Origin of the sequence: Streptomyces sp. SirexAA-E, assembly GCF_000177195.2 — a bacterium.
Taxonomy (GTDB): domain Bacteria; phylum Actinomycetota; class Actinomycetes; order Streptomycetales; family Streptomycetaceae; genus Streptomyces; species Streptomyces flavovirens.
The window spans coordinates 1,308,493-1,327,450 of sequence record NC_015953.1; the positions used below are offsets into that span (position 1 = coordinate 1,308,493).

General features: G+C 73.5%; 14 protein-coding genes. 3 read left to right on the forward strand and 11 right to left on the reverse strand.

Annotated elements, in window-relative coordinates; all coding sequences use genetic code 11:
- Window positions 1–17: 17 nt before the first annotated feature.
- The 3 genes from SACTE_RS05695 to SACTE_RS05705 form a co-directional block, all read right to left on the reverse strand.
- On the reverse strand, window positions 18–929 hold the full coding sequence (locus SACTE_RS05695; protein ID WP_014045074.1) for an alpha/beta fold hydrolase: 912 nt from the start codon (window positions 927–929) through the stop codon (window positions 18–20).
- 149 nt (window positions 930–1,078) lie between these two features.
- Window positions 1,079–2,077 carry a helix-hairpin-helix domain-containing protein gene (locus SACTE_RS05700; RefSeq protein ID WP_014045075.1) on the reverse strand — a complete coding sequence of 333 codons (999 nt, stop codon included), beginning with the start codon at window positions 2,075–2,077 and terminating at the stop codon, window positions 1,079–1,081.
- Window positions 2,074–5,538 carry a DNA polymerase III subunit alpha gene (locus SACTE_RS05705; RefSeq protein ID WP_014045076.1) on the reverse strand — a complete coding sequence of 1,155 codons (3,465 nt, stop codon included), beginning with the start codon at window positions 5,536–5,538 and terminating at the stop codon, window positions 2,074–2,076. Before SACTE_RS05705 ends, SACTE_RS05700 begins: the two co-directional genes overlap by 4 nt.
- Before the next feature lie 184 nt (window positions 5,539–5,722).
- Here SACTE_RS05705 and SACTE_RS05710 point away from each other — a divergent pair, with 184 nt between their 5' ends.
- The 3 genes from SACTE_RS05710 (at window position 5,723) to SACTE_RS05720 (ending at window position 8,952) form a co-directional block, all read left to right on the forward strand.
- Window positions 5,723–6,778: a membrane protein gene (locus SACTE_RS05710; protein WP_014045077.1), complete on the forward strand. Its 1,056-nt coding sequence runs from the start codon at window positions 5,723–5,725 to the stop codon at window positions 6,776–6,778.
- 342 nt (window positions 6,779–7,120) lie between these two features.
- Window positions 7,121–7,426: a hypothetical protein gene (locus SACTE_RS35550; RefSeq protein WP_309251019.1), complete on the forward strand. Its 306-nt coding sequence runs from the start codon at window positions 7,121–7,123 to the stop codon at window positions 7,424–7,426.
- 170 nt (window positions 7,427–7,596) lie between these two features.
- Window positions 7,597–8,952, forward strand: a complete 1,356-nt coding sequence (locus SACTE_RS05720) for a hypothetical protein (RefSeq protein WP_014045079.1) — start codon at window positions 7,597–7,599, stop codon at window positions 8,950–8,952.
- An 81-nt stretch (window positions 8,953–9,033) separates the two neighbouring features.
- Here the strand turns inward: SACTE_RS05720 and SACTE_RS05725 are convergent, their stop codons facing one another.
- The 8 genes from SACTE_RS05725 to SACTE_RS05760 form a co-directional block, all read right to left on the reverse strand.
- On the reverse strand, window positions 9,034–10,119 hold the full coding sequence (locus SACTE_RS05725) for a S1 family peptidase (protein WP_014045080.1): 1,086 nt from the start codon (window positions 10,117–10,119) through the stop codon (window positions 9,034–9,036).
- An 819-nt stretch (window positions 10,120–10,938) separates the two neighbouring features.
- Window positions 10,939–11,853, reverse strand: coding sequence for a S1 family peptidase (locus SACTE_RS05730; protein ID WP_014045081.1), 915 nt, complete (start codon window positions 11,851–11,853; stop codon window positions 10,939–10,941).
- 256 nt (window positions 11,854–12,109) lie between these two features.
- On the reverse strand, window positions 12,110–12,916 hold the full coding sequence (locus tag SACTE_RS05735) for a DUF1684 domain-containing protein (protein ID WP_014045082.1): 807 nt from the start codon (window positions 12,914–12,916) through the stop codon (window positions 12,110–12,112).
- Between the two features lie 4 nt (window positions 12,917–12,920).
- On the reverse strand, window positions 12,921–14,210 hold the full coding sequence (locus tag SACTE_RS05740; protein ID WP_014045083.1) for an NtaA/DmoA family FMN-dependent monooxygenase: 1,290 nt from the start codon (window positions 14,208–14,210) through the stop codon (window positions 12,921–12,923).
- Entirely contained in the window at window positions 14,207–15,280 is a 1,074-nt protein-coding gene (locus SACTE_RS05745) for an LLM class flavin-dependent oxidoreductase (RefSeq protein ID WP_026359273.1), read from the reverse strand. Before SACTE_RS05745 ends, SACTE_RS05740 begins: the two co-directional genes overlap by 4 nt.
- A 68-nt stretch (window positions 15,281–15,348) precedes the next feature.
- Window positions 15,349–16,101: an amino acid ABC transporter ATP-binding protein gene (locus SACTE_RS05750; protein WP_026359272.1), complete on the reverse strand. Its 753-nt coding sequence runs from the start codon at window positions 16,099–16,101 to the stop codon at window positions 15,349–15,351.
- 95 nt (window positions 16,102–16,196) lie between these two features.
- Window positions 16,197–18,047: an FAD/NAD(P)-binding protein gene (locus tag SACTE_RS05755; RefSeq protein ID WP_014045086.1), complete on the reverse strand. Its 1,851-nt coding sequence runs from the start codon at window positions 18,045–18,047 to the stop codon at window positions 16,197–16,199.
- The gene (locus SACTE_RS05760) at window positions 18,044–18,910 is read right to left on the reverse strand and encodes an amino acid ABC transporter permease (RefSeq protein ID WP_014045087.1); all 867 of its coding nucleotides are present in this window, start codon (window positions 18,908–18,910) and stop codon (window positions 18,044–18,046) included. Before SACTE_RS05760 ends, SACTE_RS05755 begins: the two co-directional genes overlap by 4 nt.
- Window positions 18,911–18,958 lie beyond the last annotated feature (48 nt).

The window sequence follows — 18,958 nt, forward strand, 5'->3', positions numbered from 1 at the left end:
GGGGGCCCGGCCCGTCCTCAGCCGATCGCCGAGGCGCAGGTGGTCGGGGTGGCGTGCGCCGGGTCGAGGGCGTTGGCCACCTCGTGGAAGGCGACCCGGTCGATGGTCCCGATCGCGACGTGCTCGGACAAGGAGAGCGGGCACAGGTCCTGGAGCAGGACGTTGCGTACGTTCGGCCCGTCCAGGAACTGTGTGCGGTACGGGGTGACGACCTCGTCGTACCGGGTCGCTATGACGGTGTAGCGGACGCCGGGCACGGTGTCACCGCCGGCCGTGAGCCGGGTGATGAAGGGGGAGCCGGCGACCTGGTCGGCGAGGCCCGGGGTGTTCTCGGTCAGCAGGTCCCCGACGCCGGGGAAGTACGGGAGCAGCGCGGTGAGTCCGAGCAGGGTGGTGCCGTGGTTGTCGGGCGCGATCCCCACGAGGGCGTTCACCTTGGCGGCTCCGCCGAGGAACTTCAGGTAGTAGTGGGGCATCATGCCGCCCTGCGAGTGGCCGACGAGGTCGGCCTCGGGGGCTCCGGTGGCGGCGAGCACCCGGTCGACGTAGGCGGCGAGCTGTTCGGCCGACGCGTCGATGGGGCCGAGGCCGCCGATGAGCGGGACCCCGGGGAGCCGTCCGTAGTCGAGCGAGAAGACGCAGTAGCCCCGGTCGACGAGGTAGGGGGCGAGGACCAGCCAGTTGTCGACCGAGTTGGCGAAGGTCCCGTGGATCAGGACGACGGGGCGGGGGTGGGCGGCGGAGGGCTTGCAGGAGAAGTCGTTCCAGCCACGGGACGTGGTGGCCTGCGCGGAGGCGGAGGCGGAGGCGGAGGCGGAGGCGGCCGTCGCGGTCGCCGTGGGGACGACGAGCGTGAGGGCGGCGAGCAGCAGTGCGACGAGGGTTCGGCGAGCGCGTGGGGTGCGCGGGGCGGGGGACCGGGGCAGCATCGGGTGATCTCCTTGCGGCTCAAGGGAGTGGCGATGTCGGTGCGCCCTGCGGTCCGGACCACAAGTGAGATGCATTACGTGCTCATGCCAAATTACGCGTGAGTAGGGTGGCGCGGGAAGTTACGCGTCGGTAAAAAATGGTGCGGAGGTCAGGCAGCCAGCCGCCCCGGCTTCACGGCCTGCGGGCCGAACTTCGCCCGCACCCGGTCGGAGACCGCCTCGATCCGCCGGGCCCGCTCGTCCACCGGGTCGAAGGAGAGCTGACGGCTGGCCCGTTCCGCGTCGTGCAGCCCCTCCGCCCGCAGCCCGATCCCCCGCACCCGCGCCCGCTGCAGTGCGAACGAGTCCTGGATCCGGTACGCGAGCGCGGTGAGCGCCGCCGAGTGGGCGGTGGGCTCGGGGAGCGTGCGGCTGCGGGTCAGCGTCGCGTAACCGGTGCGGTCGGCGTACCGCACGGAGAGGGCGAGCGAGCGGCAGACCTGTCCGTCGACGCGCAGCCTGGCCCCCAGCTCCTCGGTGAGCGAGAGGAGGGCGCGGCGGTGCTGCTCGGGGTCCAGTTCGTCGCGGGGGAAGGAGCGTTCGGCGCCGATGGACCGGGCTGCGGCGTTCGGCAGGACCCGGGTGCGGTCGATGCCGTTGGCCCGCTCCCACAGGTCACGGCCGGTCCGCACCCCGGTGATCCGCTGCAGGGTGGCGAGCGGCGCGGCGGCGATCCGGCCGACGGAGTCGAGCCCGTACCCGCACAGGGTCCGCGCGGTCGCCGGGCCGACCCCGTCCAGCGCGGCGGCGGGTTTGGCGTCGAGGAAGGCGGCCGCCCCGTCCCCGGGCACCGTGAAGGTGGTCCCGGGTGCCGCCTGGCGCGCCGCCATCCGGGCCAGCATGGGGTTGGGGGCCGCGCCGATCGCGCAGTCCACGCCGTGCAGGGCGAGCGCGCGGACCCGGATCACCGAGGCGAGCCCCGCCGCGTCCTGCCCGAAGTAGCGCAGCGAGCCGCCGACATCGGCGAGTGCCCCGTCGGGCGGCGCGGCCTCGACGACCGGGGTGAAAGCGCCGAGGAGCGCGAGCAGTCCCTCGTAGGCCGCCCCGTCCGGCTGCCCGCCGCCGATCCGCCGGAACCGCAGGCACAGGACCGTCGGCCGCCCGCTCATCCCGCGCTCCCCGGGCTCTGGTGCCACAGCTTCCTTCCGGTGGGCTTCCCTTCGCCCGCCGGCTGGAGGTCGGCCCAGGGGTTCATCTCGTATCCGGTCGGCAGCTGGATCCGGCGTCCGCCGTCGGACGGCGCCTCGCCCTCCTCCGTCCCCGGCACCTCCGCCAGCCGTGCCGCGACCGCGTCGAGCCCGCCGGTGCGCCGCAGTTCGGCCAGTTCCGCCAGGTTCCAGGCCGCCGATCCCACCACGCTCAGGCTGCGCGGGCCGCGCCGCTGGACCACTCCGCGCACCAGCAGCAGCCAGGAGTGGAAGACGGTGTGGGCGCAGGCGGCGTGGCTGTCGTCGAAGAAGGCCAGGTCCACCAGGCCCGTGCCGTCGTCCAGGGTGGTGAAGACGACCCGTCGCCCGGAGCGGACGGGCGGGGTCTGGGTGGCTGCCTTGGCGCCCGCGACCAGCACGGTCTCCCCGTGCGCGGCCTCCCGCAGCCGCTTGGCGGAGAGCGCGCCCAGCTCCTCCAGGAAGGTGTGGTGATCCCCCATCAGGTGACGGGAGACGTCCATGCTGAGGACGCCGAGCTCGGCGCTGAGGCGTTCCGCGTCGTTGAGGTCGGGCAGGCCGACGGTCCCGGTCCGGTGTCCGTCGCCGAGCGGGAGCTGGGCGCCCGCGCCGCCTCGGGCCCCGGCGCCCCGCTGGGCGCGGTGGAGCTCGGACAGGTGCAGCAGCAGGTCCCGGCGGTTGGCGCCGAAGGCGTCCAACGCCCCGACCTGGGCCAGGCGTTCGGCGGCCGGCTTGCCGGGGCGGGCGCGCTGCCAGAAGTCCAGCAGCGAGGAGTAGGGCTGCCCGGCCTCGATCCGGGCGACCTCGGCCTCGCTGATGCCGTGGACGTCCGAGAGGGCGAGCCGCAGCCCCCACACCCCCTTCTCAGACACCAGTTCGATTCCATGAGCGGCCGCGGACCGGTTCACGTCCAGCGGCAGCACCGGCACCCCGCGCCGCCGCGCGTCCGCGAGCAGCAGCCGCTTGGGGTACATCCCCGGGTCGTGGGTGAGCAGCCCGGCGTAGAAGGCCGCCGGGTGGTGGGCCTTGAGCCACGCCGACTGGTACGTCGGTACGGCGAAGGCGACCGCGTGCGCCTTGCAGAAGCCGTAGCTGCCGAACGCCTCGACGATCTCCCAGGCCCGGTCGACCACCTCCGCCCCGTACCCCCGCTCCGCCGCCCGCAGCGCGAACCAGACCTTGATCCGGCCCTGCGACTCGGGGTCGGACAGCCCGCGCCGCACCCGGTCGGCCTCGCCCCGGCCGCAGCCGGTCATGATGTCGACCATCTCGATGATCTGCTCGTGGAAGACGACCACCCCGTAGGTGTCGCGCAGCGGCCCCTCCAGGTCGGGGTGCGGGTAGCGGACCGGCGCGCGGCCGTGCCGGGCCTCGATGAACGGCCGCACCATGTCGGCGGCGACGGGCCCGGGGCGGAACAGCGAGATGTCGACCACCAGGTCGTGGAAGGTGGCGGGCTGGAGCCTGCCGACCAGGTCGCGCTGGCCCGGCGACTCGATCTGGAAGCAGCCCAGCGTCTCGGTGCTCTTGATCAGCCGGTAGGTCTCCGGGTCGTCCGGCGGCACGGCGTCCAGGTCGACCTCCTGCCCCGAGGCCCGCTCCAGCTCGGTGACCGCGTGCGCCATCGCCGACTGCATCCGTACGCCGAGCACGTCGAGCTTGAGCAGCCCGAGGTGCTCCACGTCGTCCTTGTCGAACTGCGCCATCGGGAAGCCCTCGCCGCTGGTGGGCACGACGGGCGTACGCCGCAGCAGCGAGTCGTCCGAGAGGAGCACCCCGCACGGGTGCATGGCGATACCGCGCGGCAGCGCGTCCAGCGCCTCCACCAGCTCCCAGAGCCGGCCGTACCTCTCCTTCCGCCCGGCGACCTCGCGCAGTTCGGGCAGCTCCTCCATCGCGGCGCGGGCGTCCCTGGCCCGGATGTGCGGGAAGGCCTTGGCGAGCCGGTCGGTCTCGGCGGGGTCCATGGAGAGCGCGGCGCCGACGTCCCGGATGGCGTGGCGCACCCGGTAGGTCTCGGGCATGGAGACGGTCGCGACCCGTTCGGCACCGAAGCGTCCGATGATCGCGCGGTAGACCTCCAGGCGCCGGGCCGACTCCACGTCGATGTCGATGTCGGGCAGCACGAAGCGCCGCTTGGACAGGAAGCGCTCCATGAGCAGCCCGTGTTCGACGGGGTCGGCGTGCGCGATGCCCAAGAGGTGGTTGACCAGGGACCCGGCACCGGAACCGCGCGCGGCGACCCGGATTCCCATCCCCTTCACGTCGTCCACCACCTGAGCGACCGTCAGGAAGTAGGAGGCGAAGCCGTGGTGGGCGATGATGTCCAGCTCGTGGTGCATCCGTTCCCAGTAGTCGCGCCTGCCGTCCAGGCCGCGCAGCACCATGCCGGCGGCGGCGCGTGAGGCCAGCACCCGCTGGGCGGTGCGCCGCTCGGCGCCGACGAGGTGCGGTTCGGGGAAGTGGACGCTGCCCAGCCCCAGGTCGTCCACGGGATCGACGCGGCAGGCGTCGGCGGTGTGCCGGGTCTCGGCCAGCAGCCGCTCCCCCGCGCCCGGGCCGAGGCCGGCCGCCGAGGTGATCCGCTCGGCGGTCTCCCGCATGGCGCGGGCGTCCTTGAGCCAGCGCTCCCCGCTGTCCAGGGGGGAGCGGCGCGGGTCGACGGGGACGAGCCTGCGGGCGGAGTCGAGCACGTCGGCGACCGGGCCCTGGCCGGGATCGGCGTACCGGACGGCGTTGGTCAGCACGGCCCGCACCCCTTGGTCGGCGGCGAAGCCGACGGTACGGGCGGCGAGCCGCAGCGATCCGGGCCCGGTGCCCGCGCGGCCATGGTGGACCGCTTCGAGGCGCAGGGCGTCACCGTAGAGCTCCCGCCAGGGGGCGAGCAGTGCGGCGGCCCGGTCGGGGCGGCCCGCGGCGAGGGCCGCCCCGACCTCGGAGGCGGGGCCGAGGAGCACGGTGAGCCCTTCGGCGGGCAGCGCGGCCCGGCCGACCAGCGGCTGCCCGGTGTCCGCGGCCCCCATGTCCGGGGCGTGGGCGGCGGTGACCAGCCGGCACAGCTCGGCCCAGCCGTGTGCGCCGTCCCGGGCGAGGAAGGTGACCCGGGGCGCGGATTCGTCGACGAAGGCACCACCGCGGACCGGGGTGCGCGGCCGGTGCGTACGCCCCGCTCCCCCGCCCCCGGCGAACGGCGCCACCGCGAGCTCCGTACCGAACAGCGGCCGGATCCCGGCGTCCTCGCAGGCCCGGGCGAAGCGGACCGTGCCGGCGAGGGTGTCGCGGTCGGTCAGCGCGAGGGCGTCCATCTCCCGTTCGGCGGCGCGCTCGGCCAGCCGCTCCGGGTGCGAGGCCCCGTACCGCAGGGAGAACCCGGAGACGGTATGCAGATGCGTGAAGCCTGGCACCCGCACCTCCTGGACCGTTCCGTACTCGCCACCCCCTCGCTCTCCACCATAAACCAAGTTTCGAACGTTCGTACGATAACCGAAGCGAGGGCACCCCGGGCCGCCTCGGGCACCCCGGCCGCCCCATCCGCCATTCGGCCCCGCCCCGCCTGCACGGACGCCGGGCCGCCCGGACCGTGGGGACATGACTTTCGCCGGGGAAGTGAAGAACGCCGTCACCGTGCGGGCCGCCTTGCTCGTCATCGGGGTCCTGGCACTCCAGCTGCTGTTCATCGCGTCGTACGTCGGGGCGCTGCACCGCCCCGACCCGACCGACGTCCCCTTCGGGGTCGTCGCCCCGAAGCAGGCGTCCAAGCAGCTCGTCACCCAGCTGGACGGCCTGCCGGGCGGCCCGCTGGACCCCCGCGCGGTCTCCGACGCCGCCGAGGCGCACAAGCAGGTCATGAACCGCGACCTGGACGGTGCCCTGATCGTCGACCCCGGAGGCACGACCGACACCCTGCTCGTCGCCTCGGGCGGCGGCACCGTCCTGGCGAACTCCCTCGGCAAGATCGTCAAGCAGGCGGAGGCACCGCAGCACCGCACGGTACGGACCGTGGACGTGGCCCCGGCGTCCCCGGACGACTTCAACGGCCTCTCGTCGTTCTACCTGGTCGTGGGCTGGTGCGTCGGTGGTTACCTCTGCGCCTCGATCCTGGCCATCAGCGCGGGGGCCAAGCCGGCCAACCGGCAGCGCGCGCTGATCCGCACCGGGGTCATGGCGCTGTACTCGATCGCGGGCGGGATCGGCGGCGCGATCATCGTCGGACCGGTCCTCGGCGCGCTCCCCGGCAGCCTGTGGGGGCTCTCGGGGCTGGGCGCCCTGATCGTCTTCGCGGTCGGAATGATCACGCTGGCCCTGGAGGCGCTCACCGGCATCGTCGGCATCGGCCTGGCCGTACTGATCGTCGTGATCGCGGGCAACCCGAGCGCGGGCGGCGCCTTCCCGCTGCCGATGCTGCCCGAATTCTGGCGGGCGATCGGCCCCGCCCTGCCGCCGGGCGCGGGCACCTGGGCGGCCCGCTCGATCGCCTACTTCCGGGGCAACGCGCTCACCGGCCCGCTCCTGGTCCTCTCCGCCTGGGCGGTCGTGGGAATCGCGCTCAACCTGCTGCTGTCGATGCGGCGCCGGCCGACCGGGCCGGAGGGGGCGGACGGAGCCCGGGAGGCGGCGGCCCCGGGCGGTTCGAGCCTTGCCTGAGCGGACGCCACCGGGCGTTTCGAAGCCGGGCCGGAGTACTAGCCTGAGCACACTGCGGGCCATCCATGGGCCCGTTATAGGTCAATTGTGGAGAATAACCGAGTGTCGAGCCGTAGAGTTCCTTCGGGTGCCTGGATAACCGTCCTGCTTGCGGGCGCCCTGGCTGCAGTGACTGTCCTGGCCGTGCACGCGCGAAGCGGCTTGCCGGAAGAAGCCTCGCACACCGTCACCTCCGAGCCGAGTGCGAAACCGTCCCCGACCGCCACCCCGAAACCGCGGAATCCGATACCCGCCGAATCCGGAACCGGTCGGCGGGTCGTCTATTCGATACAGCAGAAGCGTGTGTGGCTGGTCGACGACAAGGACGCGTCCCTGAAGACCTTCACCGTGTGGCCCGGCACGATCCCTCCCGAGCCCGGCTCCTACAAGGTCTCCTTCCGCCGGGAGACCGGGACCGGATCGGACGGCGTGCCGATAGAGCACGCCGTCTACTTCGGCGCCAATTCCGCTTTCTCGAACGCGGTGGACGGCTCCTCCCCCTCGCCGGACCCCGGCCTGCGGACCAGTGCGATCAGGGAGAGCGCCGCCGACGGCCTCGCCCTGTGGGACTTCGCCGAGATGGGCACGCCGGTGAGCGTCGTGGAATAGGGCGCGAGCACCACATGAGGCCGGGCGGGCCGTGTCCCGTCCCGGCCCCCGCACCGAAAGCCCTGGCATGAAAATTGCTGGCGGGCCGCCGCGCGGAGCGGTACTGTGCCCGCGATGACCACTCATTCCTTCAGCAGAATGGGGGCCCCGTCCGCGCAAGGTGAGTGCTGATGCTCACTCAGAACGCGTACGAGGATTCCCGATCGTCCTTCTGTCCGCGCGTGCGACAGTTCGCCGTGCCGCCCTCCATGATCGAGACCGCCACCGCCCGCCGCGAGGCCGGGGACTGGGCGGGGGCGTGCGCCGCGGCCGGCGTCGACGTCGATCTCGACCTGCGGTCCGTGGCACGCGCCCACGGACCTGACCTCACGGCCCGGCTCCGGGCCGACCTGCGCCATCTGGCCCCCGACCTGCTGCGCTGGCACATGCCGAGGATCGCTCCCCACGGCCTGCTGCGCCCGGGTCTGACGGTCTCGCTGGCCCGGTACGACCTCGACGGCAGCGACGGCGTACGCCCGGTGCACCTCGTGGTGCGGACCCCGCCCGCCTGGGCGGACGCCGGTCAGCGGATCAGCCTGGCGCTGTGGGACGGTTCCCGCTCCGAACCCCACGCACACCGCCACCCGCACCCGCGTCCCGGCCCGCGCTTCCGCCTGGACCTGCACCGCCACCTGTGGGACGCCCGCAGGGCCGACGACCTGAGGGTCAGGTCCGGGGCGGACCTGTCACCCTCCGATGCCGGAGCCGGAGGCGAACCGGCCCCGGGGACACGGGAGTCGGTGCCCCTTGAAGTGCGGGAGCCGGTGCCCCCGGAGGTACGGGAAGCGGTGCCTCCGGAGCTCCGCCGCGCCATTGGCCGGTGGACGGCCGAGGCCGGGATCCTGCTCCGCGCCGAGGGCCGGTCCACCGGGGCCTTCGCCGTGCGGCTCGGCGGCCGGCGGCGGCTGTTCCTGGAGCTGGCCGGGGGCGGGGACGCCACCGGCCCATCCGTGCTGCGCACGGCACCGCCCCCGCCGGACGGGGACGCCACCTCCCTGCCGGTCCTGCCCGACGCGGCGACCTGGGTGCTGCCCGACCTGGAGCTGCTCCGTACCGGCGCGATCGATGCCGGCCTGCTGCACCCGCTGGTCGCCCGCGCGCTGCTGCCGGGGCGTCCGCCCGCGGCCGGCCCACCGCCGGTCGTGGACGGGGCGGGGCGGCCCCGCGTCGTGGAGTGCCGGGGAGCCCGGCACCGGATCGGCCTGGTCGACGGGGTCCTGGTCCCGCTGGACCACGACCCGGCCGAGATCCGCCGGGAGGAGCTGCTGGTCGCCCTGACCGGCACCCCGCTCCCCTGCCTGCGCGCGATCGACGAGGCGCACCGCAGGCCGGACTGCCTCAGCGGCGTACGCGAGCGGCTGGACCACGGGGACGTCGCCGGTGCGCTGGCCGTCGTCGAGGGGCTGCTGGGCCCCGGCGCGCTGCTGCGTGACGGCCCCCTCCCGGACGCCCCGCCCGACTGGGCCCGGACGGTCGAGATCGGCTGACCCCCACGCGGCCGGCCCGTTCCGCACCCCGCGCGAGGGGTGCGGAACGGGCCGTGTGGAGCCGGGTGCGCGGAAGGGGCGTCAGCCGATCTCGGCCCCGTACGCCGCCAGTGCCTCGGGCACCGGCTGGAAGAAGGTGGTGCCGCCCGCCGAGCAGTCACCGCTGCCGCCCGAGGTCAGGCCGATGGCGGTGTCGCCCGCGAAGAGCGAGCCGCCGCTGTCGCCCGGCTCGGCGCAGACCGTGGTCTGGATGAGCCCGTTGACGATGTCGCCGTTGCCGTAGTTGACCGTGGCGTCCAGGGCGGTGACCTCGCCGTCGTGGACCTGGGTGGTCGAGCCGCTGCGGGTCACCGTCATGCCGACGGTCGCCTCGCCCGCCTTGGTGATCTTCTGGGTGGAGCCGTTGTAGAGGTCGACCTCGCTGGGGTGGGCGGTGCCGGAGGTGTACTTGACCAGGCCGTAGTCGTTGTCCGGGAAGCTGGAGTCCTCGTTGGCGCCGATCTCCGCGCCGGTCTGCGTCTCGGACCAGCTGGTGATGGCGTCGGTGCAGTGACCGGCCGTCAGGAAGTACGGCTCGCCGTCCTTGACCACGTTGAAGCCCAGCGAGCAGCGCCCGCCGTTGCCCCAGATCGCGTCGCCGCCCGCGATGAGCGGCTTGAACTCGCCCGCCGTACGGTTGAGTTGGGCCTTGCCGCCGAGGCCCTTCACGACCGCGCCGAGCTTGTCCCAGGACGCGCTGTCGACCGTGCGGTCGGCCGTGACGACGACCTTGTTGCTGACCGGGTCGACCGCCCAGGAGGTGCCGGGGACGGTCGCCCGGTCGGCCAGGGTCTGCCGGGCGGCCTTCAGCTCGGCGACGGAGTTCTGGACGATTCTGGCCGTGCCGCCCGCCTGGCGGACCTGCTCGGCGGCGGCCTCGTCGAGGACGTTCACGACGAGGTGCTTCGCCTCGGCGTCGTAGTAGGCGCCCGCCGCGTCGGCGCCGAGGGTCTTGTCGAGGGTGGTGGCGAGATTTCCGGCCGCCTGCGCCGTCAGCGTCCGGGCGGTGAACTGGGGAACGTCATCGCTGGCGTTCGCAGTCTGGAAGGAGACTCCTGTGACGACCAGGGCCACGACCGCCGAACCCGCGAGGGCCGCACGCTTCCTGGATATGCGTCGGTGACTCAACTTCGACCTCCTGTGGGGGGCCGCGCACAGGCAAGTGGGGTGCCCGTACACGGAGGATGGGGCGCCCACTATTCCGATGCGGCCGATAGCACACAAGGTCGCCTTCCGGACGCACACATGACAACAACACCGCGCACTCCCCGCGTTCACACGGCCAGGTCAAAGGGTGTGGATTTCGTATCGCGAACATCACGTGCGGGCCGGAATCGGCGGCAGGCATGCGTTCGCCCTGTCCGGATTCCGACCTTCACGGTCCGGATGCTGGGGTCGTGCCTCCGGATACGGGGCGCGCGCCGCGCCGGTGAGGGCACCACAGGCCACGGGCCATACACGAGTTCCCTCCGGCAGGGAGCCCCGGTGGCCGGACCGGACGAGGCGGGGGCGGGGCGACCGAGTGGAGGAGGCGGAGTGCGCGGCCGTCCGGACGAAGGGCGTCCTCGGACCCGTAGACCCGTAGACCCGTCGCCCGCTTCCGCCGGCCGGACCCGGTGCGCCACCGCCGTACTCGAACCGCCGCGCACTTCGACGCGCCGGCCGTGCTGCCCGGGGCGCTCGGCTCGCTGCCGCGGCAGGAGGCCCTGGCCCCGCGTCGGGCGATCGGCCACCGCCCGGTCCGAGGCGTCCTCGATCCGCCTCGGTCTCGTGATTCCCGCCGCTCGCCAGGTACCAGCCGGGCTCGCGGGTCCCGTTCGGTCAGGACGGCCGGGCATGTCCTGACGGCTCGTGCAGGCGGACCCCGGGGATCGCAGGGGCCGACGCCGCGACGACGCGCCGGAGCAGCGGCGTCGGGAAGCGGCGTCGGCAAGGAGCCGCTCGGGGTCAGTACACGCTGACCCCGTACGCGTTCAGCGCCTCCGTGACGGGCTGGAAGAAGGTCGTGCCGCCCGTGGTGCAGTCGCCGCTGCCGCCGGAGGTGAGACCGATGGCGCGGGGGCCGGAGTGGAGCGGGCCGCCGGAATCGCCCGGCTCCGCGCAGACGTTGGTGCGGATGAGGCCCTGGACGATGTCACCGTTGCCGTAGTTGACCGTGGCGTTCAGGCCGGTGACGGTGCCGTTGTGGATGCCGGTGGTGGAGCCCCGGCGGGTGACGGGCATGCCCACCGTGGCCGCGGCGGCGCCGGTGATGTCCTGGCTGCCGACCGTGCCCTCCTTCGGGACGGAGTCGTTGGTGTAGCGCACGATGCCGTAGTCGTCGCCCGGGAAGCTGGAGCCGTAGGTGGTGCCGAGGACGACGGTCTTCCCGGGGTCCGCGTACCAGGTGCCGGCGCCCTCAGTGCAGTGGCCGGCCGTCAGGAAGTAGTAGGTGTCCCCGTTGCGGACGTTGAAGCCGAGGGAGCACCGCCAGCCGTCGGTGTAGACCGGGTCGCCGCCCGAGATGAGTTCGCGGAGCTTTCCGGGGGTGCGTTCGATGCGCAGGGCGCCCGCCTGGGCGCCCGCGGTCCGCTTGATCCTGTCGATGCCGGTCTGCGGGACGGTGCTGTCCACGGTGACGACGAGCCGCTCGCCCACCGGGTCGAGGTGCCAGGCGGTGCCGGCGACGTCGGCGTCGAGTACGGCCTGCCCTGCGGCGGCGAGCTGGTCGGCGCTGTAGGTCTCGGCCGTGCCGGCGCCGGCCGCGGGCGCGGCCTGCGCGGTCACGGCGGCGAGGCCGGCGACGGCGGCGGCGACCACGGCGGCCGTCCTGGTTCGTCGGGATTTTCCGTTGCGGGGGGTGGTGGTGCGCTTGATCCTCACTTTTCGTTCCTCCCGAGCGGGATCTGGGGTCCGCTGTGGGGTGGCCGGACCCGTGAGACGCGGTCAGGAGGAACACCCGCGCCCCGGGCGCGGACGTCTTCGACTGCGAGTTCGGGGTGCTCCGTGCTCCTGACATGCGCTGACCGGGAGTATCGGGGCCGCCCGACAGGGCGCGCAAGAACGCCTTTTCGGACATCTTTCCCGTAAGGGACAGGTGGGGCGCCCCGGTCACGCGGGGCGCCCGTGCCGGGAGGGATCAGGCGTCGACGCGGTTCCGTTCCCCGGCCGCGACCGCGACCGGCAGGGTGTTGCCCGGCGGCGGGAAGGGGCAGATGAAGTGGTCGGCGAAGGCGCAGGGCGGCAGGAGCGCCCGGTTGAAGTCGACACGCACCCTGCCCTCGGCGTCCGGGGCCGCCGGGCGCAGGAAGCGGAAGCGGTAACTGCCGCTTCCGCTGGTGGCATCGGCGAAGACGGCCCAGAGCGACCCGTCGGGCTCCACCGCGACCTGGAGCGTGTGCGCGGCGCCGTCCAGGGTGAAGGCGATCTCCCCGCCGAGTCCGAGCCCCCGCTCGCGTCCGTCGGCGTTCCCGACCCGGACGGTCCGGTCGGAGTCGTACGGGCGGAAGACGCCGTCCAGCGACCAGCGCGGGTCGTACGGGGTCGCCTCGATGGTCCGGAAGGCGTGCCGGGCGGGTGAGGCCGGGTCGAAGTCCCGTACCGCCCACAGGCCTTCGCGGCGCAGCACGACCAGCCGGCGTTCGCCCCGCGCGACCCGCGAGGTGTCGATCGGGCCGCGGTCCGGGCCCAGGCGCGCCTCGCCGGTCAGCGGTTTCGCGTCGAGGGTCAGTCCGTCCTCGGGGTCGGCGGTGAGCAGCACCTCGTCGCCGTCCTCCCGCCATCGTCCGGGCACGCCGGGGATCCGGCCGTCCGGGTGGTCCGAGAGCCAGTGGGTCCCGGTGAGGGAGAGGGGGCCGTGGGGTGCCGCCACGGCGACGATGCGCTCCTCGTGCCAGCGCCGCCAGTCGGCGAGGCTCTGGCCGTCCTGTTCTGCGTCCGTGCTCATGCGGTCAACCCTTCCACACGGGTTCGGCGTGCCCGAGGTGCGACCTGAGCGTGGTGCCGGTGTATTCGGAGCGGAAGGATCCGCGTTCCTGGAGGAGGGGGACGACCCGGTCGACGAAGTCGTCCAGGCCGCCCGGGGTCAGGTGGGGTACGAGGATGAAGCCGTCGGCCGCCTCCGCCTCGACGAACGCCTCCAGCTCGCCGGCCACGGTCCGCGGGGAGCCGATGAAGGACTGCCGGGCGGTGGCCTCGACGACGGTCTGGCGGATGGAGAGCCCCTTGGCCTCGGACAGCGCGCGCCACTTCGCGGCCACCGCGAGCGGATCGGCCACCTTGACCCTGCCCTGCACCAGGTCGGATTCGGGGTCGGGGTCGATGTCGGGGAGGGGGCCGTCGGGATCGTACGAGGAGAGGTCGCGGCCCCAGACCTGTTCCAGGGCGAGCAGGGCGTTCTGCGGGGATACCTGGAGGTGGCGGATCTCGGTGGCGTTCTCCTGGGCCTCCGCGTCGGTGTCGCCGAGGACGACGGTGACCCCGGGCATGATCGTCAGGTCGCCGGGCCGCCTGCCGTACTTCGCCAGGCGTGCCTTGACGTCGGCGTAGAAGGCCTGTCCGGCCTCCAGGGTGCCGTGCCGGGTGAAGATGACGTCGGCGGCCGAGGCGGCGAACTCCCGGCCCTCGTCGGAGTCCCCGGCCTGGATGACGACCGGGTGCCCCTGCGGGGAGCGGGGGACGGTGAACTCCCCGGAGATGTCGAAGTGCCGCCCGGTGTGCGCGAACGGGCGCGGGGTCCCGTCCGGTGTCCAGGAGTCCCACAGCTCCCGTGCGGTGGCGACGAACTCGGCGGCCCGGGTGTACCGGTCCGCCCGGTCGAGGTAACCGCCGCGGCGGAAGTTCTCCCCGGTGAAGGCGTCGGAGGAGGTCACGACGTTCCAGGCGGCGCGCCCCTCGCTGAGGTGGTCGAGCGTGGCGAGGCGGCGGGCGAGTTCGTACGGTTCGTTGAACGTGGCGTTGACGGTGGCGGCGAGGCCCAGCCGGTCGGTGACGGCGGCCAGGGCGTTGAGCAGGGTGAGGGATTCCGGGCGGCCGACCACGTCCAGGTCGTGGATCCGGCCGTTGTGCTCGCGCAGGCGCAGCCCCTCCGCCAGGAAGAAGAAGTCGAACTTGCCGCGTTCGGCGGTGCGGGCGAGGTGCTCGAAGGAGGCGAAGTCGATCTGGCTGCCGGAGCGGGGGTCGGCCCAGACGGTGGTGCTGTTGACGCCCGGGAAGTGGGCGGCGAGATGCATCTGCTTCATGAGGCGGCCTCCGTCCTGGGCGCCGCGTAGCGGTTGGCCGGACGGGTCAGTCCGAGGTGCTCGCGGAGCGTGCCCCCGGGGTAGAAGGTGCGGAAGAGGCTGCGGTGCTGGAGGAGGGCCACGGTGCCGTTGACGATCCTTTCGAGGTCGCGTGCGGGGCTGAGGGGGGTGAGGTGGAAGCCGTCCACCGCCCCGGCCCGGTACCACTGGGTGATGAGTTCGGCCAGGTCGACGGGGCCGCCGCGGAAGTAGGTGCCGTGCCCGGCGAGTTGCGGGCCGCTCTCCAGTCCGGGTTCGGGCGCGGTCTCGGCGTCCCCGAGGTCGACGGTGAGCGCGACCAGGACCCGTACGGCCTGCGGGTCCCGGCCGTGCCGGGCGGCCGAGCGGTGTACCTCCGCGCGCAGGGCCGCCGCCTGCTCGGGCGAGGAGGCCCGTACGTACACGACGTCGGCGTGCCGGGCGGCGACCCGCCCGGCCGGGGCGGTCGTGGCGTCGATGACGGTGACGGGCCTGCCCTGCGGGGGGCGGGGCACGATGGCGGGGCCCTTGACGGAGAAGGTGCTGCCCTCGAAGTCGATGTGGTGCAGCTTGTCGCGGTCGACGAACCGGCCGGTGGCGACGGAACGGATCTCGGCGTCGTCCTCCCAGCTGTCCCAGAGCCGGGCTACGACGTCGGCCACCTCGCCCGCCTCCTGCCAGAGCGCGGGGGCGGGGGCGGCCGGGCGGCGGCCGAACAGCCGGGCCTCCGCCTCGGTGGTGGACACGTCGGCGTGCCAGCCGGCCCGGCCGCGGCTGACCCAGTCGAGGGTGGCGACGGCGGACGAGACGTGGAACGGCTCGGTGTGCGTGGTGGTGAGGGTCGGTACGAGTCCGACCCGGGCCGTCTCGGGGGCGACCCGGGCGAGCACGGCCGCCGCGTCGAGGCCGGGGCGGGCGAAGGAGTCCCTGAGCGTGACGAAGTCCAGCGCGCCCCCTTCGGCGAGCCGGGCGAGCGCGACGTGGGAGGCGGCGTCGTAGCGGGGTGGGCCGCCGATCTCGGCGGCGAGATGGAGTGGCCTGGTGGCGGGCATGCGGGACCTCTCGGTTCGGTTCTCGGTGCCGGTCGGGCCGTCCGGCACCGCGGGGTTGCCGGACACGCTCACAGGACCTTGGAGAAGAAGGCGCGGGTGCGTTCCTGGACGGGGTGGTCGAGCACCTGGGCGGGCGGGCCCTGCTCGACGACACGGCCCTCGTCCATGAAGACGACGGTGTCGGCGATCTCGCGGGCGAAGCCGATCTCGTGGGTGACGATGATCATCGTGGTGCCCTGGTGCGCCAGGTCCTTGATCACGTCGAGCACCTCGCCGACGAGCTCGGGGTCCAGGGCCGAGGTCGGCTCGTCGAAGAGCAGCAGCTTCGGTTCCAGGGCGAGCGCGCGGGCGATGGCGACGCGTTGCTGCTGTCCGCCGGAGAGCTGTTTCGGGTAGGCCTGGGCCTTGTCGGCGAGTCCGACCCTCGCCAGCAGGGCCAGCGCCGAGGCGACGGCCTCCTTGCGCGGCCGGCCGAGGGCGGCTGTCGGTGCCTCGACGAGGTTGTCGAGGACCGTGAGGTGGGGGAAGAGGTTGAAGTTCTGGAAGACGAAGCCGATCTGGGTACGCCGGCGCAGCACCTCCCGTTCGCGCAGCTCGTACAGCTTGTCGCCGGACCTGCGGTAGCCGACCGGGGTGCCGTCGACGCCGACCCAGCCCCGGTCCACCTTCTCCAGGTGGTTGATGGTGCGCAGCAGGGTGGACTTCCCGGACCCCGAGGGGCCGAGCACGACGGTGACCTCCCCGGTGCGTACGGTCAGGTCGATGCCTCGGAGCACGTGGAGCGAGCCGAAGCTCTTGTGCACGGAGCGGATCTCGACCATGGGGTGGGCCGCCGTCCCGGGGGCGGGGGGCGGGGCGCTGGTCGGTGGCATGGGAGTGGCTTCCTTCGTCGAGGGGTTCGCGTGGGGTGTCGCGCTCAGGCCGTGGGGCGGTCGCGACAGGAGGCGCCCGTCAGGAACGTGAGCGCCGCGCGGGCGGTGGCGTCGTTCTGCCGGAAGGCCGGGCCGCCGGTACGGGGCCGGGTGAAGGCGCCGGCTGAGCGTGCCGTGGTGTACGGGCCGAGGGCGAAGCGGCGCGGGTGCGGGCTGCCGTCGCGGTCCAGGACGCGGCCGTCGGCGGGGTCGACGCGGAGCAGCCCGCCGTCGGTGCCGGCCGCTCCGTCCTCGTACAGGGCGCGCAGCAGGGTGCTGCGGGTCCGGTCCGTGGAGGGGTCGGGCAGCCGGGCCTCGACCAGGGCCCGGGCGGTGACGTACTGCCCGGGGACGGTGGCGCTGCCGGCCCGGAAGAGACCCTGGTCCTCGTCGGTCGCGACGGTCATCCCGGCCCCCAGGAAGCGGACCACCCCGGCCTCGGAGAGGGCGAGAAGGCTGCGCAGACGCGGTCCAGGAGGCCCGGAGGCCAGATAGCTGAAGAAGCCGTGCCACCAGGCGCCGGGCCCGCCGATGTCGCCGACCCGGGTCAGCTGCCCGTATACGGACAGCAGCCCGAGGAAGACCGCGAGGTCGGGGCTGTGCCGGGGGTCGTGGCGGCGCGCGAGGTCTGCGGTGATGTGGTCGCGCAGGGCGGTCTGAAGGGTGTCGTACGACGCGTGGCGGACGCCGTCCAGGGGCCGGTCGAGCGCCTCCAGGTCGAGCCGGTCGGCCGGGTCGGGGACGGCCTCGGCGATCAGGGTCTCCAGCTCGGGGCTGCCCGGCTCGGCGACGGCGTACTTCTCCTCGAAGTCGGTCCAGGCGGTCGTGGTGCGCTCCTGGTGGGCGGTGAACAGCCGGTGGTAGTGGGCGAATCCGAGTTCCTTGGCGACCAGGGGCCACAGGTCGCGCCGGAAGTCGAGGGGGCCGGGCCGCTCCAGCAGCGCGGCGACCTCGCCGGATCCGAAGTGGGCGGGCAGGGGCGGCCGTTCGCCCTGCCAGGGGTAGCCGATCTTGGAGTGGTACGGGACGCCGCGCCGTGATCCGACGTGGAGCACGGGTTCGCGTCCGGAGGGGACGTAGGTGCCGTTCTCGTACCGTCCGCCGCGGCCCTCGGTGAGCAGCACCATCAGGTCGACGAAGGCGAGGCCGAAGCCGCGCACGATGACGGGTTCACCGGCGGGCAGGGCGGACAGGTCGCTGTCGGCGGTGAAGTCGGGCGGCAGGTGGACGAGTCCGTGGCGGTCGGCGAAGTCGGCCAACTGCTTTTGTTCGGCGTCGGGTTCGGCGTCGAGATGGCCGATGGTGAGGACGACGAGGTCGGCGAGGAGCGGCGTGGTACGGCCTTGGATCCACACCTGCTGCCGGCCGGTGCGGGAGCCGGAGACGCGGGTGGCGTGTCCGCGGTGCTCGTGGACGGTGATGCCCGGCGGGAGGGCGGCCACGGCCTGCTCGTGGACCCAGCGCAGATAGGCGCTCTGCAGGCGCCGGCTGGGGAACTCCGCGGGGCCGAGTCCGTGGATCTCGGCCAGGACGGCCGGGTCGGCGTCGGCCGTGGCCCGGCCCGCCCGGACGTCCTGGGCCCAGGTGTGCAGGTCCGGGCCCGGCCGTACGGGGCCGTCCTGTTCCACCGTGTCGTCGGTGAACATGGTGACGTCCTCGGCCATGGAGTTCATCCGGAGCAGCGGGGACTGGCCCTGCCGCCATATGCGGCCGCCGCCGGGCGGATGCGGGTCGACGAGGTGGATGTCGAGGCGGCGGCCGGCGTACAGCTCGGGGGCGTTGGCCGCGATGCGTTCGACGACCCCGGTGCCGCGTGGTCCGGCGCCGATGACGACGAGCGCGGGGACGGCGCTCACCGGGCCTCCGCCGTGCCGCGTGCGTAGCGCCGCTCGACGTAGTACTGGCCGACGGACAGGAGCGAGGTGACGGCGACGTACCAGAGGGTGGCGACCAGGAGCAGCGGGATGACCTGGTAGGTGCGGTGGTAGACGAGCTGTACGGAGTAGAGCAGGTCCTGGACGGCGATGATGCTGACGATCGAGGTGCCCTTGAGGGTGCCGATCAGCATGTTGCCGGCGGGCGGGACGATGGCGCGCATGGCCTGCGGCAGCACGATGCGCCGCAGCCGGCGCCACGGGCCGAGCCCGAGCGACTGGGCGGCCTCCAGCTGTCCGCGTTCGACGGAGAGGATGCCGCCGCGGACCACTTCGGCGGCGTACGCGGCCTCGTGGAGGGTGAGGCCGATGACGGCGACGGCCATCGGACCGAGCAGGTGGACGGTGTCGACGCCGAGGATCTGCGGGTACAGGGCGCCGATGTTGAACCAGAAGAGCAGCTGGACCAGGATCGGCGTGGACCGGAACAGCCAGATGTATCCCCAGCTCACGGACCTCAGGACCGGGTTCCTGGAGAGCCTGCCCATGGCCAGGAGGGTGCCGAGTGCGAAGCCGAGCGCCATCACCAGCGCGGTGAGCCACAGGGTGAGGCCGAGACCGCGGAGCACGGAGGCGGTGGTGAGGTGGTCGGCGACGACGTCCCACTGGAAGGCGTCGTTGCGGACGACGGACGTCAGTCCGGCGGCCAGCAGCGCGAGGACGGCGACGGCCGCCGCCCACTGGCCTGTCCGGCGTAGGGGGACGATACGCGGTGTGGATGCCGTCGCGTCCTCGGCGGGGGGCGCGGGGAGGGGTTGCGGGAGGGTGTCTGTCTGCGCGGACATGCGAAGGCTCCGTGGATGCAGAGATCGAACACGGGATGTGCCTTCGCG